The 19,723-nt window shown below is 43.7% G+C and carries 16 protein-coding genes; 1 reads left to right on the top strand and 15 read right to left on the bottom strand.

The features are described 5' to 3' along the window. Positions 1-60 precede the first annotated feature (60 nt). Positions 61-1,479, bottom strand: a complete 1,419-nt coding sequence (locus T355_RS0102310; protein ID WP_027396340.1) for a hypothetical protein — start codon at positions 1,477-1,479, stop codon at positions 61-63. 191 nt (positions 1,480-1,670) lie between these two features. On the opposite strand from T355_RS0102310, the gene T355_RS15585 reads away from it, so the two are divergent. Then, positions 1,671-1,910, top strand: coding sequence for a helix-turn-helix domain-containing protein (locus T355_RS15585; RefSeq protein ID WP_419670090.1), 240 nt, complete (start codon positions 1,671-1,673; stop codon positions 1,908-1,910). Between the two features lie 99 nt (positions 1,911-2,009). Here T355_RS15585 and T355_RS0102300 read toward each other — a convergent pair whose 3' ends face one another. The 14 genes from T355_RS0102300 to T355_RS0102235 all read right to left on the bottom strand — a co-directional run bounded on the left by T355_RS0102300 (position 2,010) and on the right by T355_RS0102235 (position 19,558). After that, the gene (locus T355_RS0102300) at positions 2,010-2,498 is read right to left on the bottom strand and encodes a hypothetical protein (RefSeq protein ID WP_027396338.1); all 489 of its coding nucleotides are present in this window, start codon (positions 2,496-2,498) and stop codon (positions 2,010-2,012) included. A gap of 105 nt (positions 2,499-2,603) precedes the next feature. Beyond that, complete coding sequence (locus T355_RS0102295) at positions 2,604-3,911, bottom strand: purple acid phosphatase family protein (protein WP_027396337.1); 1,308 nt, start codon at positions 3,909-3,911, stop codon at positions 2,604-2,606. Positions 3,912-4,069: 158 nt separating this feature from the next. Next, on the bottom strand, positions 4,070-5,383 hold the full coding sequence (locus T355_RS0102290; RefSeq protein WP_027396336.1) for a (Fe-S)-binding protein: 1,314 nt from the start codon (positions 5,381-5,383) through the stop codon (positions 4,070-4,072). Position 5,384: 1 nt separating this feature from the next. Further along, positions 5,385-6,770: an FAD-binding oxidoreductase gene (locus T355_RS0102285; protein ID WP_027396335.1), complete on the bottom strand. Its 1,386-nt coding sequence runs from the start codon at positions 6,768-6,770 to the stop codon at positions 5,385-5,387. 221 nt (positions 6,771-6,991) lie between these two features. After that, entirely contained in the window at positions 6,992-7,489 is a 498-nt protein-coding gene (locus T355_RS0102280) for a nitroreductase family protein (RefSeq protein WP_027396334.1), read from the bottom strand. Between the two features lie 74 nt (positions 7,490-7,563). After that, positions 7,564-8,904 (bottom strand): pyrimidine-nucleoside phosphorylase, encoded by a 1,341-nt coding sequence (locus T355_RS0102275; protein ID WP_197019541.1) that lies wholly within the window; start codon positions 8,902-8,904, stop codon positions 7,564-7,566. A 146-nt stretch (positions 8,905-9,050) separates the two neighbouring features. Continuing rightward, a complete protein-coding gene (locus T355_RS14915; RefSeq protein WP_071997150.1) occupies positions 9,051-9,950 on the bottom strand; it encodes an acyltransferase in 900 nt (299 codons plus the stop codon). 154 nt (positions 9,951-10,104) lie between these two features. Then, on the bottom strand, positions 10,105-13,251 hold the full coding sequence (gene ileS, locus T355_RS0102265; protein ID WP_027396332.1) for an isoleucine--tRNA ligase: 3,147 nt from the start codon (positions 13,249-13,251) through the stop codon (positions 10,105-10,107). Positions 13,252-13,689: 438 nt separating this feature from the next. Continuing rightward, positions 13,690-14,268 (bottom strand): PolC-type DNA polymerase III, encoded by a 579-nt coding sequence (locus T355_RS13245; protein WP_051555320.1) that lies wholly within the window; start codon positions 14,266-14,268, stop codon positions 13,690-13,692. Positions 14,269-14,293: 25 nt separating this feature from the next. Then, entirely contained in the window at positions 14,294-15,046 is a 753-nt protein-coding gene (locus tag T355_RS0102255) for an exodeoxyribonuclease III (protein WP_027396331.1), read from the bottom strand. Positions 15,047-15,060: 14 nt separating this feature from the next. Beyond that, positions 15,061-15,906, bottom strand: coding sequence for an undecaprenyl-diphosphate phosphatase (locus T355_RS0102250; RefSeq protein ID WP_027396330.1), 846 nt, complete (start codon positions 15,904-15,906; stop codon positions 15,061-15,063). A gap of 149 nt (positions 15,907-16,055) precedes the next feature. Beyond that, positions 16,056-16,919 carry a TPM domain-containing protein gene (locus T355_RS0102245; protein ID WP_027396329.1) on the bottom strand — a complete coding sequence of 288 codons (864 nt, stop codon included), beginning with the start codon at positions 16,917-16,919 and terminating at the stop codon, positions 16,056-16,058. Between the two features lie 16 nt (positions 16,920-16,935). Further along, positions 16,936-18,072, bottom strand: a complete 1,137-nt coding sequence (locus T355_RS0102240) for a zinc finger domain-containing protein (protein WP_027396328.1) — start codon at positions 18,070-18,072, stop codon at positions 16,936-16,938. Between the two features lie 112 nt (positions 18,073-18,184). After that, a complete protein-coding gene (locus T355_RS0102235) occupies positions 18,185-19,558 on the bottom strand; it encodes an SPFH domain-containing protein (protein ID WP_027396327.1) in 1,374 nt (457 codons plus the stop codon). Between the last annotated feature and the right edge of the window lie 165 nt (positions 19,559-19,723).

The raw sequence follows: 19,723 nt of genomic DNA, 5'->3' as shown, positions 1-19,723 counted from the left end.
ACGTTTCATGTTTACAGCTGTTTATATAAATTATTAGTTTTGTTAAAGAACAACAATCATTTAATCACGGATATAGAGCTCATCCTTCTGGCCCTTTACATACCCTGATGGTAAATCCGCATCAAGCTGATAACTTACCATATGATCATCACATGACGTTCTTTCATTACAATGCTTTACGCAATGACGATGGCTTTTACCAAATACACTTTCCATACGAATTTCATCCTGCCGTCTGGCACAGTATGGATTATCACAAACTGAATACTTGCCTATTGGCATATGATCAAAGCTCTTTATCATGGCATCAATAAGAGATTTTCTCATTGCCCGTCGCCAGCTAGGACCTGGGCCTAAATTGCCAATAATTGGCAATGATAGGTTGGCACTGGACGAAGTTCCTCTTGATAAATATTCTCCACGATCAATATAACGTCCAGTAGCTACGTCAATTGCACGAACTGACAATCTAAAGTCACTTTGACGGGTAGAGCCAAACAATTTCCCCTTAACCACACTCTTTAGTGGCTTAATATTAAACATTATAAGGTAATCATAACCACCTAATCCTTCTTCCTCCAATTCACGGGCAAACTGTACATAGTCATCCTTTGGAAGAGTTGTAAGATGTGGTGTAAAGTCATAGGAATTATCAGCACCTAAGGAATCGTAATCTTCTATAACATCATCATGTCTGGTAATTTCCCTATCTCCAGTACCAAAATGTATGCCCTTTGCAGTAATATCTTCATCTATATGCGTTCCCTCAACACCGCTAAGAGAACCATTAGCTGAAATTGCACTGTTCCCGCTACCTGATGAAGAGCCTGTAGTATTGCTACCAAAAGCACCAGTAGTATCATTATAAGCACCACTTGTTGAAGAGGAATTAGTAGAAGATCCAGAACCACTAATTGTTCCATTTAATACACCATTAAGAATCCCACTACGCACCACATTCCCTCTATCATTTATTTTTGAAATCCCAATATCCACACCATTTGATTTTTCATTAATAGTGCTATCACTGGAAATTGTACGCCTTGGAATCCTCTGATACATATTCTCCAATTTTTCAAATTCCAAAGCCAATACGTCATGGGCTTCACTTAAGATAAAGGTATCTCCAGTATTGCGACGTCCCATATGGATATGTCCATCAATATTCTCCATTCTTTCCATTGGGTAACGGGCTCCTGGGAACTTAGTATGGAGAACACGACGAATATACCCCATAGTATTATCATCCAACAAGGCCTCATAATCACCGGTAATAATATACCCTACCTTTATGCCTTGCTGTGGCTCATATTCAAAATCCACCTTTTTAGACTGGGTATCAGCCACCCGGTAATACGCCACATCATCTCTATCTAGATTCACCGATGTTGCAGCAACAGCCATGGTTGGCAGGCCAACCATCACACCCGTACACAAAAGAAAAGCTGCTATCCCTGCTGAAATATGATGTTTAAACATATCCCATTTCCTCCCCTCAACTAAAGAACGGTATTATAAAAATATTAAAAATTAAACATTTTTAAAAATCACATGCTTAATATGGGTATATATCTACCCATGTAAATATTATCATAATATCTTATCCATTACAATTAGACGATAAAAAGAATAAAATATATATTGAGATGTTTCAGGCTTGTTTTAGGTGAATGATTATGAAAGAAATAAACTACGGGAGAATAAATATAAAACTAGATAGTATACTTCAAACACAAAATATTAGTATCAACAAATTGGCATTTCGAGCTGAATTACAGCGGTCCCAAGTCAGAGGTTATTGTAAAAATACAATACAACGTCTTGACACAGCGGTCTTAGCCAGACTATGTTACGCCCTTGACTGCGATATTACTGATTTAATTGAATATATTCCACCGGAGAATGATTAAAAACAAAAAGGCCAGCCCATTTTGGGCTGGCTTTTATAGTTCATATAAGTATTATATTAATCAATCTAAAATAACTAGCTGTTTTATACTAACATCAGCTTATTTCCATACATCAGACATTTCTTCTGCCTGATAGAGTCCCCGTCTATCACAATATACCTGTATAGCCGTCCGATACTTTTCTTCACCAATGGACTCTGGAAAAACAACCTCATAATCATTCTCCAACGGATTATCGGTTATGGTCTTACTTTCCTCACTGTCGCCCATTATATTGTATTTAGCAACGGCCAACAAACACCCTTTGGCCGTACCGCGAGCTAGGTTTCCTTTATACGCCCATTTCTCTATGGAGTAAGAGCCATCCTCCATCTCTACACGCCACCAGGATACCAATGCCTTCCCAGATTTAGGAAAATCCACAATGCTGGTCCGGAAATTATCTATGCTGTATACATCACCCCTATAGGTAAATGCCTTATTCCATACAGAGGCCTCACCAGTAGCTGCATCCATATTGCCAGCTAAAAATAATATCATTACTACAACAACAAGCCTACAAAGCATCAGCAGCTGTTTTCTAATCATACTAACCCATCTCCTCAAATAACTGTAGTCTCCCTTGAGTATAGCACAAAATTCAAAAGCCAAAAAGAACTCCTTCTGGCATTCAATATTTTAATAATGATTTTGCTATTTATTCACCTTAACCTCATCAATCTTCGTTCCATCAGGTAAGAAGCAGCGAATAGTGATTACATTTCCTTCTACATCCATGGTCATATAATTATCTGTTTCCGGCTGTGGTGCCACCACCTCATCCAAAGCATGATCAGTCCACAGACGATCATATCGTACATTACCGGATAAGCCACACAAAATATACAATGGACCATTAGGGTCGTGCTTTCCTTGTACAATATGTCCACGATTTCTATAGGTATGAAGATGCCCTGTTAATACAATATCTACATTATATTTTTCAAAAATAGGCATGAATAGCTGCCCTTCCTCTGAAAAGCCTTCCTTACGTTCTGGCATTCTGGCAATACGATATTGAAGAACATCCTTATGCATCAGGACAATTTTCCATGGCTTGGTTGTACGCTGCAAATCCTTTTCCAGCCAATCCGCCTGCTCATCCATTAATCCTGATTTAAAATTCTTAATCTCCTTTTCCACTGTTCCCAATACAGCAAAATGAACCTGCCCATAATCGAAGGAATAGTAGTAGCGATTGAAGTCCTTACTGTTATTCTCAGGAACATTGAAAAAGCGCAAATAAGCCATAGGAAGCTGTTCCTTCCAATCACGGTTATAGCATTCATGGTTGCCCACGACAGGTGCAAATGGAATTTGGTCAATAATGCCATCAAGAGCACCAAACCAAGCTCGCCATTGGCTGCTATCCTCTCCGTTATCCACTAAATCTCCCAGATTAGTGAAAATCTCCGCGTCTGGATGACGTTTAATGGCATTTTGGGCCACATTTCTCCAGTCACTGTAATCGCTGGACTGGGAGTCCGTGAAGATCAGCATAGAAAACCTATCTTTATTATCTGTGGCAGTCTGCACCGGAAACCATTTACTGGCCTTACTGCCGTCTTCCACAGCAAATTCATATTTAGTACCTGGTTCTAATCTATCCAGCAGGGCGGAATATTGAATGTGATTTTCTCCATCATCAAAAAAGGAATCATCCTGAGCAGGAATAACCATTTCACGTTTAGTATCATTTTGCAGACGCAGACGGATTTGAGGATTGCTCATATATTCCGAAGCCTGCCACATTATTCTGCGACTCCTTGTATTATCGGATGTCACCATCTGACGAAGGTATTGAAACTGTTTATCCTGTAAAAGCTCCCGGGCCTGATTTTCTATATCGCGGCCAAGGGAGGTTTTTCTCAAAGTAAAAATACCGCCACCAGCAGCCAATACACCAATTCCGGCCATGACCTTTATGAAATTCCGGCGTGAAATTTTGTTCTTTTCTGTCATTTTTCATCAATCCTATTTTGCATTACAATTTCTATCGTTTTCCTATTTTAACAGTTAGAGTAAGATATAAGTCAAGTCTTTTTATAAATTTTTTGCATTTAAAAAGCCAGCTGGAATTCTGGGCACATATCCCTCCAACTGGCTTTATATGATTTATTTTACTTTTGTTTACCCAGCTTATAGGACTCTGCCAAAAGCTGTATTGGATGATAAACTACCTGTGGCATTTTGTTCTGAACGATACCATCTGTTATATGCATACGACAGCTTGGGCAGCTGGCACATACATAGTCTGCATTGGTAGCCTTGATATTTTCACACTTCCTGTCATTAATCTGGCGTGACAGCTCATAATGAGCCAAGCTAAAGGAACCACCAGAGCCGCAGCAACGATCATGCTCCTTCATTTCTACGAAATTAAGGCCAGGAATGGACTTCAGAATCTCTCTAGGCTGCTCCGTAACATGAATACCACGAACCATATGACAAGGATCATGCATGGTTACGGTCTTGTTAATGGCACCTAAATTGTCTGTCTTATAGCCAGTCTCCACCAGGAACTGGCTGATTTCCCGAACCTTATCGGCTATATTCTGAGCTCGTGCCGCCCAATCCGGCTCATCCTCCAACCATTTTGGATAGTCAAGCAATGCTTCCACACAGGAACCGCAGGCACCTACGATGTAGTCGCATTCATAACGTTCAAACACTTCAATGTTATGCTTGGCCATTTCGTTAGCCAGCTCAAAGGCGCCGGATACATGAACAGGGGTACCACAGCAATGCTGAGCTCCCGGCAGTATAACCTCATGACCATTTTCCTTTAACACTTCAATAACTGCTTTACCCATATCAGTATACATGAAGTTGATGGTACAGCCAGTGAAGAAAGCAACCTTATATCTAGGATTATCCACCTTGATTACTGGTGGGTACTCCGCTCTCAATGGTGTAGAAGCCAATGGTGCCGTTGCTCTGTTAGGATCCATACCAGGCATTGGCAAGCGTGAAAGTACCGCATTTTTATCCGGAATATCCTTAAAGGTAAGCCAGCCAAACATACCGCCCATGCGCAATACTGTATTAAACAGCGGACGATTGGACAATAAGCTGAATACAGTCTTTTTTATTGGATTAAGACCACGGGCCTTAATAGTGGCATGTCTGCCACGAAGAATCAGCTCATCTGCCTTTACACCGCAAGGACAGTTGGCAGCACAGGTCTTACAGGTAAGACACTGAGCCATCATAGAGTCAAACTCCTTGGTAATTTCCAGCTTGCCACTAAGGATGGCCTGCATCAGGGAAATCTTGCCTCGGGCAACGGAGAATTCCTTGCGGGTTTCCCTATAAATTGGGCACCCGGCCTGACAGTTACCGCATTTCATGCAGTTGGCCAACGCATCATCTATATCCTTAAGCAATGTGGCATCGTGCTTATTTATTTCCTCTGCTGTGATTTCATTAGCCATATTAACACTCTCCTATCAGCTTGCCAGGGTTCAAAATCAGATTAGGATCAAGAGCCCGCTTGATAGCCTTCATGGCATTCATACCTTCCTTGCCGTGCTGGAGTTCCATCCAAGGGAGCTTACCAAGGCCAATGCCATGCTCTCCAGAAAGTGTACCGCCCAATTCAACAGCACCACGGAAGATAACGTCCATAGCCTTATGAACCCGCTCCATTTCCTCCTTATCACGAAGGTCACACACAATAGTAGGATGCATATTGCCGTCTCCAGCATGACCAAAGGTACCAATAGTTACATTGTAATCCTTGGCAGCCTTGGTAACAATCTTAAGGAACTGGGTCAGCTTGCTTCTAGGAACTGTGGCATCCTCAACAAAGGTAGTAGGACGGAGCTTGGCCAGACAAGGAAGTGCCATACGGCGTGCAGTCCAAAGCTGTTCCTTGTGTTCAGGAGACTTTGCCAGGGTAACCTCAGCAGCATTGTTTTTCTTCAATACCTCAAGGACCTTTTCCTTTTCGTCAGCCACGATAACTGGATGACCGTCAACCTCCAGAAGCAAAATAGCAGCCGCATCCGTTGGCAAACCTACATGCATAAAGTCCTCAACTGTACGGATGGAGGAATTGTCAAGAATTTCCATTGTTGCAGGAATAATCTTGGCAGCAATGATATCAGATACTGCATTACCAGCATCCTCCAAAGTATTAAATACAGCTATCATACTGGCCTGAGCCTCAGGCTTTGGAACCAGCTTAAGATATGCCTTGGTGATAATACCCAGGGTACCCTCGGAGCCTGTAAAGAGCTTAGTCATATCATAACCAGAAACATCCTTTACATTCTTGCCACCTGTATGAATAATGTCACCATTGGCCAAAACTACTTCCAGCCCCTGAACATAATTCTTGGTAATACCATATTTCAGGCCACGAAGGCCACCGGAATTTTCACAGATAGTACCACCAAGGCTGGCAGTCTTTACAGTACCAGGATCAGGTGGATAAATAAGACCATGTGGTGCCACATAATCATTAATATCCTGAACCACAACGCCAACCTCAACCTCAGCAATAAGGTTCTCCAAATCCAGATCAAGAATTTTGTTAAAACGAAGCATCAACAGAACGATACCGCCCTTAAGAGGTGCCGTACCAGCTGAAAGATTAGTGCCAGAGCCTCTAGGATAAACCGGAATTTTGTGCTCGTTGGCAAACTTCATAATAGCGGATACTTCTTGTACATTGCCAGGAGAAACCACCACATCAGGCATATAAATATGACCTGGTGTCGCATCATAAGAATATGCGTAAAGGGCTTCCTTGGAATGAAGAACATTTTCTTCCCCGACAATCTTCTTCATCTCGGCAATCAATTGATCTTTTTCCATACTTACTCTCCTTTATAATAAATCAAAATAACACCGATAATGTCCTACTATAAATTTGTTCGACAAATCTGAATATATTCCTTCTTTTGAAAATAAAAAAATAAAATAATTTCTGGCAATAAAATATTAGTTTTTGTAAACACAAAAAGGATTCCTACCACAAACGACATTATGGTAGAAATCCTTTTATTTTTTGTATTACGTCTGACAATTAATTATCTTTATTTAACATAATGAACCCGTGACTCGTCATATCGGTCCTGCTGAGGATTCTTCTTGGCAGGATATCCAAATGGCACAACGGTAAATACCTCCAGAGTGTCTGGTAAAGCCAGAGCTCTGGCAACCCTTTCCATTCTGTCAGCAAAAGGTGCTATACCCAGCATAACGCCACCCAGCCCTTGCTCCTCAATCTCCAGCAAAACATTTTCAGTAGACAGTGACAAATCCACCTGCACCAAATCAGGAACCGGCATATTCTCCTTTCGCCCACACACCACTATTGCCACAGGGGCACCTGCCACCATGCTGGTGTAAGGACTGGCCTGAGAAAGCTCCTGCAAAACAGACTTGTCTGTTACGACATAAAACTCCCAAGGCTGCTGATTCATGGCGGAAGGAGCTGCCATAGCTGCCCGCAAAATCTTTTCAATTTTACTAGACTCTACTGGCTTTTCCTCATAGCTGCGCACACTGGTACGTGAAAAAATTGCATCCATAATTTGCCTCACCTTTCTTACTCATACATGCTCGTTTGTATCCGCATTTTTATTTAAATATTGAAATATGGTGCCTAGAGCTTTCTTACCCCATTTTTGTCCACCACGGCATACACCAGCTTGGACTGCTCCGGTGTCTGCTGACTGTAGGTCAGAGCTTCAAGATACCGCTTCACTGCCGGTGACAGCAGCTCCTCTCTGGAGGTATGGAATACAGCCAACACATCTCCGACATGTACCTTATCCCCGGTTTTTTTGCATATTGTGATACCAGCGGTTGGATCAATAACACTTTCCATGGTCTCTCGCCCTGCACCAAGCATAGTTGATGCTATACCAATAGCCTCAGTGTCCATACTAGCTATATATCCATCTCTATCAGCCTTGACTTCGTAGCACACAGCCGCCTTGGTAAACCCATCAAGATCATCAAATACAGAAACATCACCGCCCTGAGCCTGCACCATTTCCTTAAATTTATTCATGGCCTGGCCATTCTTTATGACCTCTTTTACCATGGCAAGGCACTCAGAGTGACGCCCCTTGCCAGCCATCATCAAAAGGGTGGCGGATAATTCCTCGCACTCCTTGGTCAGGTCCTCCGGCCCCTTACCATTGAGTACATCGACGACCTCCTTTACCTCCAAGGCATTACCAATATTTTGCCCCAGCGGCATATTCATATTGGTTACATAGGCCATGGTTCTTTTCCCGTTGTGCTCGCCAATGGTCACCATTTTTTCTGCCAAGGTAACCGCATCCGCCACATTTTTCATAAAAGCTCCACTGCCACACTTTACGTCAAGCAAAATGCAATCCGCCCCGGCAGCCAGCTTTTTGCTCATGATTGAAGATGCTATAAGGGGAATGCTAGGCACACTGCCCGTTACATCCCGCAGAGCGTAAAGCTTTTTATCAGCCGGAGCCAAATTGCCGCTTTGGCCGATGACACTTGCCCCTATTTCATTCACCTGATTAAAAAATTCATCCTTGTCCAGCACAGTACGGTATCCCGGTATGGATTCCAGCTTGTCCACTGTACCTCCGGTATGTCCTAATCCCCGGCCACTCATCTTGGCAATTTTTACATCACAAGAGGCCACAATAGGGGCCACCGCCATGGTGGTTTTGTCACCAACACCACCGGTAGAGTGCTTATCTACCTTGACGCCTTTAATGGGTGACAAATCAATCATTTCTCCGGAATGGGCCATGGCCATGGTAAAATCGGCCAGCTCCCGATCCTCCATCCCCTGGAAATAAATAGCCATCAACAGGGCCGAGGTCTGATAATCAGGGATAGAACCATCCACGCAGCCATCAATAAAATACTGTATTTCTCCCTTGCTTAGGCTGGCTCCATCACGCTTTTTGCTGATAATATCCACCATTCGAAACTGTTTTTCCTCTGGCATATAATCTGCTCCTCCCCAATCAGCTCCCTTATTCTCTTTATGAAGGCCAGTACTGGCAATGCATACTGACGATACTGAAACCATATAAATAACTAACAGGCAAATCATCAGCTGGCGCATATCACCATTCTCCCTTCTATGAATAATCAAAATTCATCTAAGAATGACCATTCAGCCTCCAAGGTCATATCACCGTCTGTTACCTCATAACCAATGGCAATCATCTTGCCAGGATCACGGGGATCCTTAATCACCGGTTCAATTATGTCACCCAGCCGTCTGGTAAACATACCCCGGCTGATATTTAATTCAGTGCCATCAGCCAGCTTCCAGCCCACCTCGCCATTTTCAAAGGTAAGCTTCTCCGCTCCCTCAGGCGCCAAAAATCTGATTTCTGCCAGACTATCCCGTTCACCATAAGGAATCATGCTGAAATACCCGGTTTCACCCCCCTGAAAATTATAGCTGCCCATATAGCTGTTTTTTATGGACGGAGACGCCATATCAGGGAATTTTTCAATATCCAGCTCCTTTACTACACGGGCTGGGTTTCCTACTACCACACTATAGTCCGGTACATCCTGGGTAACTACTGAACCGGCTCCTACAATAGCATACTTGCCAACTGTCACCCCAGGTAATATGGTAGCACCGGCACCAATCCATGCTCTTTGCTTAATACGGACCGGTTTACAGGTCAAAAGCATCCGTTCATAAGGATCGTGATTATTTGAAAGTACAGAAACATTGCCTGCAATCTGCACATCATCCTCAATGGTTATGCCCCCACGGGCCATGGCCAGAAAATTGCTGTTAATATATACATTCTTTCCAATAACGATATTATGAGCACAAACCGCCGACAGAGGTGCAACTATATAACTGCCTTCACCAAACCGCTCGCCAAAAATATCCTTAATAGCCGTCATGTATTCCTCGGTCCGAGGCATGGTATGATTCAGCTTAAATAGCTTTTTTTCCAGTTCAATTGCTTCATTTCTATCTTCATCACTAATTTTGCGTAAATCCACGACGATTTCTTTCATGATAATATCCCCAAACTCTCTTTTTAATTAAAATACTATGTAAATTTTACACCAAGATACAAAAAAATGTAAACCTCAAAGAAAAACAAAGTCCCTGCTATCAGAAAATACAATCCAATAACAGGGACCTGAATTAATGCTTTAATTAATTAAATTATTTTACACCTAAAGTGATGTTCTCACCATTGATATTCCATTCCTTGGTGAATCCATCAGTAGTACCATAGGTAATACCATCACAGAGAACAATGCTCTTTACCATATCCTCATTGCGGGACAGGATATCGGTGAGCTTGTCGTTACCAGCCGCAAAGACATTAATGCGGTCAGTAACCTCAAAGCCATTCTCCTTACGCATGGTCTGGAGCTTTGAGATAATCTCGCGAACAAAGCCCTCCTCAACGAGCTCAGGAGTCAAGGTTGTTTCAAGGGCAATAGTAACCTTGCCATAGCGCTGGGTTGCAAAGCCTTCAGTCTGGGACATGGTAATATCAATATCCTCAGGAATCAGCTCTACCTCGCCGCTCTTTAAGGACAGCTTCAGTTTGCCGGTCTTATCCAGCTCTTCCTTGGCAGCAGCACCATCCAGAGTTGCCAGAGCAGCCTTAACCTCGCCAATCTGCTTGCCTACCTTAGGGCCAAGCACCTTGAACTGTGGCTTCAGGGTATAGGAGAGGTATTCCTCCATATCATCCTTGAACTCAACATGCTTCACATTCAGCTCACCAGCCACGATTTCCTTGAAGAAATCATCCAGCTGGCTGTCAGCCTTAACAAAGATATTACCGATAGGCTGACGATTCTTGATATTGGAAGCATTACGGGCAGCACGGCCAAGAACTACAACCTCCAGTACCAGCTCCATGTTCTTCTCCAGCTCAGCATCAATAAATGCTTCATTTGCCACTGGGAAGTCTGTGAGATGTACAGAAATAGGTGCTTTGTCATCAACACTGCAAACCAAATTGCGGTAAATACTCTCAGTGATAAATGGAACCATTGGAGCAGACAGCTTAATAACAGTAACCAATGCAGTGTACAGAGTCATATAAGCGTTAATCTTATCCTGGTTCATTTCCTTGCCCCAGAAACGCTCACGGCTGCGACGTACATACCAGTTGGACAGCTCATCCACAAATTCCTGCAGAGCCTTGGCAGTCTCTGTAACCTTATAATTAGCCAGATTGTTGTCTACGGTCTTGATAAGGGTATTGAGACGGGACAGAACCCACTTGTCCATTACGGACAGCTTGTCATAATCCAGCTCATGCTTGGTAGCATCAAAATTATCAATATTGGCATAAAGCACATAGAATGCATAGGTGTTCCACAGGGTACCCATGAACTTGCGCTGACCCTCCTGAACCGCATCATCATGGAAACGGTTTGGCAGCCAAGGAGCACTATTTTCGTAGAAGTACCAACGAATAGCATCAGCACCATGCTTATTAAGGGCATCCATAGGGTCAACGGCATTGCCCTTGGACTTACTCATCTTCTTGCCGTCTTTATCCTGAACGTGACCCAGAACAATTACGTTCTTATAGGATGAATTATCAAAGAGCAATGTGGAAATTGCCAGCAGAGAATAGAACCAGCCACGGGTCTGGTCTACTGCCTCAGAAATGAAGTCAGCTGGATAGCGTTCCTCAAAAATTTCTTTGTTTTCAAATGGATAATGCCACTGGGCAAATGGCATGGAACCAGAATCGAACCAGCAGTCAATTACCTCTGGCACACGATGCATTTCCTTGCCGCAGTCCGGACACTTAATGGTAACATCATCAATATATGGACGATGAAGCTCAATATCATCTGGGCAGTTATCAGACATGGACTTCAGCTCCTCAATGGAACCGATGGAATGCTGACAGCCACAGGAGCACTCCCAAATATTAAGTGGGGTTCCCCAGTAACGGTTACGGCTAATACCCCAATCCTGAAGGTGCTCCAGCCACTCACCGAAACGACCGGTACCGATAGTATCAGGCATCCAGTTAATGGTCTTGTTGTTGGCGATGAGCTTTTCCTTTACGTCAGTCATCTTAATGAACCAGGACTCGCGGGCATAGTAGATAAGTGGAGTATCACAACGCCAGCAGTGTGGATAGCTATGCTCGAACTTAGGAGCCTTAAAGAGGGCACCAGAAGCCTTCAAATCATCTAGAATTAATGGGTCTGCATCCTTAACGAATACGCCAGGCCACTTGGTATCTGCGGTCATACCGCCCTTGGAATCAACGAACTGAACAAAGTCCATATCATACTTGCGGCAAACACGGGCATCATCCTCACCAAAGGCTGGTGCAGTATGAACGATACCAGTACCATCAGAGGTTGTTACATAATCATCACACATTACATAGAAGCACTGCTTCTTGATCTTGCCCTCTGCAAAGTTATAAAGAGGTTCATATTCCTTGCGCTCCAGGGTCTTACCCTTGAAACGCTCAACGATTTCTACCTTGGCAGCGTCCTCTGGATTATCCTTGGCTTTAACACCGGAGAATACGCTTTCTACCAAAGCCTCAGCCAAAATCAGGTACTCACCGTTGCACTTTACCTTTACATAATCCACGTCTGCATTTACTACCAAGCCCAGGTTGGAAGGCAAGGTCCAAGGGGTGGTAGTCCAAGCCAGGAAGGAGGTATTCTCCTCACCCTTCACCTTGAAGCGAACAATGGCAGAACGCTCCTTGATATCCTTATAGCCCTGAGCTACCTCGTGAGAAGAAAGAGGGGTACCACAACGAGGGCAATATGGAACTACCTTATGTCCCTTGTAGAGAAGGCCCTTCTTCCAAATTTCATTAAGAGCCCACCAAACAGACTCAATGTAGTTATTTTCATAAGTGATATACGGATCATCCATATCTGCCCAGAAGCCAACAACATCGGAGAATTCCTCCCACATGCCCTTGTACTTCCATACAGACTCACGGCATTCCTTGATAAATGGCTCAATGCCGTATTTTTCAATCTGCTCCTTGCCGTCCAGGCCCAGCTTTTTCTCTACCTCCAGCTCTACTGGGAGACCATGGGTATCCCAACCAGCCTTACGAAGAATCTTTTTGCCCTTCATGGACTGGTAACGTGGCAGCATATCCTTGATTACACGGGTCAATACGTGACCGATATGAGGCTTGCCGTTGGCAGTTGGCGGTCCATCATAGAATGTAAAGGTATCGCATCCTTCACGGATATCAATACACTTCTTGGCAATGTCATTTTCCTTCCAAAACTTCAGGATTTCCCTTTCGCGCTGAACGAAATTCAGGTTTGTGTCAACCTTGTTGTACAAAATGATTACCTCCTGTTTTTGCTGTACTGGCAGCCATCATAATAAAAACTCCCGCCCAAAATAGGACGGGAGCTACAATGTAAAATAAAAGACTTCACCCCAAAACAGGATGAAGCCTAGCTTCACTATACCACCTATTTCGTATACCAGCATATACTATCTCTGTAACGGGAGATCCCGGCTCAGCCTACTCTGCAACAAGCATATCGCATTTTGACCTGCTACTCCGAAGTGATTTTCATCTGTCGCTACTACTACAGGGCTTTCACCGCTTCCCTGCTCGCTAAAAGGTTCACCTACAGATTACTTTCTTCATCATTGTCTTTCATTTCTTAAACTGTTTGAAATTGTACCATATATTGTATTTTTCTGCAATAAAAATGTATGATTATCATAGATATACTAATTTGTAAATATTATCAATTAGGTTAATATATTTTACAAAAAGGAGAACAGTGGCATACATCCCTTATTCATAATAAGCCCCAGCTGTTCATACACCTGCTGATTCATGCGGCAGTCATTTAAAGCCCGGTGGGCACCCTCGGTGGAAATACCATAATATTCTGCCAATACAGTAAGGCTGTGCCGCTTTAGCTGAGGCAAATATTTTCTGGCCAATCTTAGAGTATCCACATAATTATTTCCAGGTATACCGCCGTAAAACTTTTCACTATCACGATAGATAAACTTCAAATCAAAATTGTGGATATTATGCCCTACCAGAGTCATCCCCTCAGTAAATTCAATAAACTTCTCTAACACCTTGTCAAAGGTTGGTGCCTCAGCAACCATGGCATCTGTAATGCCATTTACCTTGGAAACCTCATAAGGAATACTCCTCTGGGGATTAACAAGGCTGGAAAATTCATCCTCCACCCGTCCCCCAATAACCTTCACCGCAGAAATCTCCACCACACTATCCTTGAAGCAGCTAATACCCGTGGTTTCCAAATCGAATACCACATAGTCCGGCACGTATTCCAATAACTGCTTCCCCTTAGTTTTTCCTAACATAACTTCCTCTTTCTATTATGATTTCTTATTTCAGCTCCAACCCTACTGGGCAGTGGTCGCTGCCGAAGATTTCATTATATATGGTGGCGGACTCAATTTTATCATCCAAGCGATTAGAAATCAGGAAGTAGTCAATGCGCCATCCGGCGTTGTTGGCTCTGGCCTTTCTAAGATAAGACCACCAGGTGTATGCCCCGGTTACATCTGGATACACCTTTCTAAATGTATCGGTAAATCCGGCCTGCAAAAGCTCCGTAAATTTCTGGCGCTCATCGTCAGTAAAGCCGGCGTTCTTATGATTTGTCTTTGGATTTTTTAAGTCGATTTCCTTATGGGCAACATTAAGATCACCGCAGATAATAACCGGTTTCTTCTTATCCAGACCGCAAACATAATCCTTAAAGGCTTCTTCCCAGGTCATACGATAAGCCAGACGGGCCAGCTCTTTTTGAGAATTTGGAGTGTACACCGTCACCAGATAGTAGTCCTCAAACTCCATAGTAATGACACGGCCCTCATGGTCATGCTCCTCAATGCCGATACCATAGGTTACATCTATAGGCTCCACCCTTGTGAAAATAGCAGTGCCGGAATATCCCTTCTTTTCCGCGCTGTTCCAGAACTGCTTGTAACCAGGCAAATCAAGGATAGCCTGCCCCTCCTGCATCTTGGTTTCCTGAAGGCAGAAAACATCCGCATCCATATCCCTGAAGGATTCCATGAACCCCTTTGTCAAACAGGCCCGAAGGCCATTAACATTCCATGATACAAAACGCATACTCTATCCCCCCATTACCCCTGAGTTGGATCACCAACCATCAGGAGATACGCAATTACAATAATGCCCAAAGCTATACGGTAGTAGCCAAATGGCTTGAAATCATTATTTTTAATATATCTGAGCAGGAACTTAATGGAAATAACAGATACCACGAAGGCAGTAGCCATACCGATAACCAGAATCAGCAGTTCCGCACCGGAGAAATGGATACCGAACTTAACGATTTTCAAAAGGCTGGCACCAAACATAACCGGTATTGCCAAAAAGAAGGTAAACTCAGCTGCCACATAGCGGGAAGCACCGAAAAGGATACCGCCCAAAATCGTAGAGCCGGAACGGGAGGTGCCCGGAACCAAGGAAAGCACCTGGAAAAGGCCGATGATAAACGCTGTCTTATAGCTCAGCTTATTCAAATCAGTAACTGCTGGTGTGCGGTTCTTGTTATAATTCTCCACCACAATAAACATGATACCGTAGAAAATCAGGGTAAAGGCCACCACTGGAGCCGTCATGAAGTGCTCCTCCATGTACTTGTTGAACATAAGGCCAATAATCGCCGCCGGGAGGCAGGCAAATATTACCTTGTACCACAGCTGATAGGTTTCCTTCTTTTCAATGCTGGATTTGTGACTGGAAAATGGGTTCAGCCTATCAAAATTCAACACCACAACTGCCAGAATAGCTCCCAGCTGAATAACTACGAGGAACATATCCATAAATGATTTGGAAACATCCAGCTTGATAAACTCGTCCACCAAAATCATGTGGCCGGTGCTGCTGATAGGTAGCCACTCCGTAAGGCCCTCCACTATACCTAATATGACAGTCTTAATAAGTTCCATAAAGCTTAAATCCATCTTTTATCTCTCTCCTAATTAAATTCAATCTAACTGCCATATTATACCCCTAAATATAATTTTTTTCCACAAGAAAAATATACAAAAAACAAGCGGGACACGAGGCCGCATCCCGCAAAATTTGTTATTTATCTCTATAGCAGACTATACTAATAGCTGCCACTGCCACCGCCATTGCTGCTACTGCTGCCTCCAGAGCTGGAGCTGCTGTTATCACTCTTGGACCGTTTGGTTACGGTTCTGGTGGTATGCAGGAATGTATCTGACTGCTCAGTTATGTTGACTGAATTTCTGTCCAAATATTCATCCGCTTCACCAACAAAGCTAACGTTACTCATTTTACCACGCAAATATTCCTCAAAGAGATAACCTATCCCCACAGACAGTAACAGGGCTATTACAAATCCCCCTATGCTAAAAGCATTCGCTGGATCCCATGGCTCTCCCTCCTTCTCATAGTAGTTCAACAGCTCGTCTACCTTGTCAGCATAATCATTGAAGGCACCTACATAATTATTAGCCTTCAGATTATCCATAAAGCTGTCCCGAATTGCCGGATAGCCGTTTTCATCAGTAATACGTTGACGCATATTGTTATCCGTGGTTACGGCCCATTTTCTTACACTTGGGCACACCACCATCATAATACAGCCATTATTGTGGGCCTCATCACGGTAATACTTGTTCAATGTATCATCGGCAAAGGCCTTGATATCCTTGCCCTTTAAATCTGTCACCGTCATTACCACAACACGAACATTGTGCTTTTGCTCAATGCGGTTTAGCTTATCCAGCAATTTATCAGCTTCCTGATCGCTGGCTATAAGGTCTGCCATATCATATATGCTGAAGTCTGCCAGATTATTAGGCAAAGTCGCATTACTTTCCGGCTGTTTAGTCGTCTGGGTTACAGTATTTGTTACTTTTTTTACTTTAGTAGTCTCTGCCATAACTGGCATGGTAAAAGCCAACAGAAGCAACAGGGACATAAAAACTGTAAATATCCGTTTCATTTTTCTGCCCCCTGTCTCAGTCTTCCATTATAAGCAGCCATAGCCACTTACAAATAAAATACATAATTGGCAGAACTATTACAGTGGCAGCAGCCCAATACATTTTGGCTTTGGTCTCATCCACTGGCAGCTCACCCACCAATTTTCCCGTCTGGCCATTCATAATGAAAGTATATGGTTTGTCCTGGTATTTAGTTGTCAAAATCCATACCGGAGCCATGGCATATTGCTGCTTCCCCGCAGTCTGTACCACATTCAGAGAATCCCTGCTGCAGGAATCATATCCTTCCACTGTACTCTGAAGTACCCCATCAGCTGACTGATATACCCGTTCCTCTGCGTAAGGATAGGCCTTTTCAGCATCCACATCATATTTATCCGCCAAGAAGCCAGCCATATAGGTGGTGTTAAATGGTACCATCTGGGTATAATCAAACGGCTCTATACTTTCCATCCAGGCATCGTCCATCTTCACACTGCCATCCACCGGCACATTGTAAAAGCTCATGGTGCCTGCACGGGTCACCCTGTAATGGTCTGTTTCCGTTACGTCATAATCTCCGTCTGTATAACAACGGGTTTTTGTAGCTGAAAACACTCCATGGGCCTCTATAGTCTCATCAAATAGCCAATAAGGCACATACATACCCTGAATGGCTTCAATACGGGCGCTGTTGGCAAAATTGCTTGGAAGTAACCACTTTCCTTTATGATATTCTGCAAAAGCCCTTTTGGCATCTTCCTTGTTCTTTTGGAAGGGTATTACCATGTCAGGACGAAGCTGCTTTTCATAACGGCCCGGTACCATGGTAGTATTACCGCAATAAACACATTCCGTGGCCATTGTATTGTTATCGCAAACTATTTCCGCACCACAGGAGGAACAGGTCATGGCCTTCAGGATGGCAATTTCTTCCGCATCCCAGGCTCCTCCTGCCGCCTCCATCTCAAACTGCTTTTTCTCAATTTTCGCATCCTTGACCTTATTGGCCTGAGCTGCCGCAGCTTCCTGCTCTGCGTAAAGCTTTTCCAGTTCCTCTACTGTAAATTCCGCCTCGCAGTATTCACATTTTATCTTACTGCCACTGCCAGGAGTATAGGCAAGAGGCGCACTACAGCTGGGACACTTATAGTTTACCGAGGTATCTGCCATATTCATCCCCCTATCATGTATTATTTCAACTACACCTCATCCGGTATTATCAGGGCACCGACGGGCTTTGCCCTAGTACCCTTGGGTGCTTCCCCAAAGGGGAAGGCTATATTCACTGAATGTCGTTTTCGTCAAATATATCACCACATTCAGGACAGAATTTAGGTGGATGATGAGGGTCCTCCGGCTGCCAACCGCACTTGTCGCACTTATAAAGTGGCGCATCTGCCGGCTTCTTGGCGCCACAATTAGGACAGAATTTTCCTTGATTTACACTGCCACAGCTACAGGTCCAGCCCTGTGGCTCTGGCTTTTTGGCACCGCACTGGGTACAGAACTTACCGGTATTTTCAGCGCCGCAGGAGCACTTCCACGTATTGCCCGCTGGAGCTGCTGCCACTGGTGATGGAGTCTGTGGAGGCTGCTGTTGTGCTTGCTGAGCCTGCTGGGCTTGCTGTTGCTGCATTGCTCCCATCTGCATCATCTGGGCAGCATTATTGCCCCCCATATTACCAGCCATTCCCATGCCCATGAATGCCCCCATAGCGCCCATACCACCGGACTCGTTGGAGGCTGCCATCTTCATGCTGTCAGCAGTGGCACCAGCCATCTGGAGACCAGCCATGTGTGCATTGCCCATGCTGGCATAACGCTGGAAGTCCTTAATCTTCTCTTCGTCCTCGTCACTGGCCTTTACGCTGCTGACACCGAAGGAAACAATCTCAATACCTCTAAGATCACGCCATTTTTGGCTTAGGAGATCATTGAGAGTATCTGCCAGCTCATCCACATGACCTGGAATACTGGTATATTTAATTTCCTTCTCAGACAGCTTGGACAAAGCCGACTGGAGCTTGGTCATCAACTCAGATTTAAGCTGGCTGTCAATTTCCTCTCTGGAATAGGAATCACTGATGTTGCCGCTAAGATTAGTATAGAACAAAATAGGATTGGTTATACGATAGCTGTACTCACCGAAGCACCGCAGTGAAACCGTCATGCTAAGACCGCTGCGGGGATCAAAGGTTTCGAATGGCACAGGACTTGGAGTACCGTATTTGTTACCGATGATTTCCTTTGTATTAACAAAATACACCCGCTGATCCTTCCCCGGATCTCCGCCAAAGGTAAAACGCTTGCCAATTTCACCAAAGATTGCCTTTACATTGTCTGCCAAACCGCCAGTAAATACAGATGGCTGGAGGGAAGTGTCATATCTGTACTCACCTGGCTCAGAGCAAATATCTACCACCTTGCCCTGCTCCACGATAATCATACACTGTCCCGTATTAACAGCCACCACAGACCCGTTGGAAATAACGTTATCCTCAGCACTGGTATTAGAGCTACGTCCTTGACTGCTGGTTCTCTTTTGCCCCTTCACAATAAGCAAATCAGCCGGAATACTGTCACAATAAATAAATTCCTTCCACTGATCCGCCAAAGTACCGCCAACGGCTCCCATAGCTGCTTTAATAAGACCCATAGAATATACCTCCCATACAAAGAATTAAACCTTTAACAATCGTTATTCAAATCAACAATACTACAATTATTTATTCTATATTTATTATAAAAAACCTTTTACTATCCAAATAAATATGACTTTTGCTCCATAAGCGGAAAAAAATAAATACTGCTTCTCACATAA

It is taken from the genome of Anaerovibrio lipolyticus LB2005 (genome assembly GCF_000621545.1).
GTDB classification, from domain to species: domain Bacteria; phylum Bacillota; class Negativicutes; order Selenomonadales; family Selenomonadaceae; genus Anaerovibrio; species Anaerovibrio lipolyticus_A.
This window is presented reverse-complemented; position numbering and strand designations above follow the sequence as displayed.

Bases quoted from the DNA above. Each gene is read 5' to 3' on its own strand.
- T355_RS0102310 (WP_027396340.1), bottom strand. From the start codon at position 1,479: ATGTTTAAACATCATATTTCAGCAGGGATAGCAGCTTTTCTTTTGTGT.
- T355_RS15585 (WP_419670090.1), top strand. From the start codon at position 1,671: ATGATTATGAAAGAAATAAACTACGGGAGAATAAATATAAAACTAGAT.
- T355_RS0102300 (WP_027396338.1), bottom strand. From the start codon at position 2,498: ATGATTAGAAAACAGCTGCTGATGCTTTGTAGGCTTGTTGTTGTAGTA.
- T355_RS0102295 (WP_027396337.1), bottom strand. From the start codon at position 3,911: ATGACAGAAAAGAACAAAATTTCACGCCGGAATTTCATAAAGGTCATG.
- T355_RS0102290 (WP_027396336.1), bottom strand. From the start codon at position 5,383: ATGGCTAATGAAATCACAGCAGAGGAAATAAATAAGCACGATGCCACA.
- T355_RS0102285 (WP_027396335.1), bottom strand. From the start codon at position 6,770: ATGGAAAAAGATCAATTGATTGCCGAGATGAAGAAGATTGTCGGGGAA.
- T355_RS0102280 (WP_027396334.1), bottom strand. From the start codon at position 7,489: ATGGATGCAATTTTTTCACGTACCAGTGTGCGCAGCTATGAGGAAAAG.
- T355_RS0102275 (WP_197019541.1), bottom strand. From the start codon at position 8,904: ATGCCAGAGGAAAAACAGTTTCGAATGGTGGATATTATCAGCAAAAAG.
- T355_RS14915 (WP_071997150.1), bottom strand. From the start codon at position 9,950: ATGAAAGAAATCGTCGTGGATTTACGCAAAATTAGTGATGAAGATAGA.
- T355_RS13245 (WP_051555320.1), bottom strand. From the start codon at position 14,268: ATGTTAGGAAAAACTAAGGGGAAGCAGTTATTGGAATACGTGCCGGAC.
- T355_RS0102255 (WP_027396331.1), bottom strand. From the start codon at position 15,046: ATGCGTTTTGTATCATGGAATGTTAATGGCCTTCGGGCCTGTTTGACA.
- T355_RS0102250 (WP_027396330.1), bottom strand. From the start codon at position 15,906: ATGGATTTAAGCTTTATGGAACTTATTAAGACTGTCATATTAGGTATA.
- T355_RS0102245 (WP_027396329.1), bottom strand. From the start codon at position 16,919: ATGAAACGGATATTTACAGTTTTTATGTCCCTGTTGCTTCTGTTGGCT.
- T355_RS0102240 (WP_027396328.1), bottom strand. From the start codon at position 18,072: ATGGCAGATACCTCGGTAAACTATAAGTGTCCCAGCTGTAGTGCGCCT.
- T355_RS0102235 (WP_027396327.1), bottom strand. From the start codon at position 19,558: ATGGGTCTTATTAAAGCAGCTATGGGAGCCGTTGGCGGTACTTTGGCG.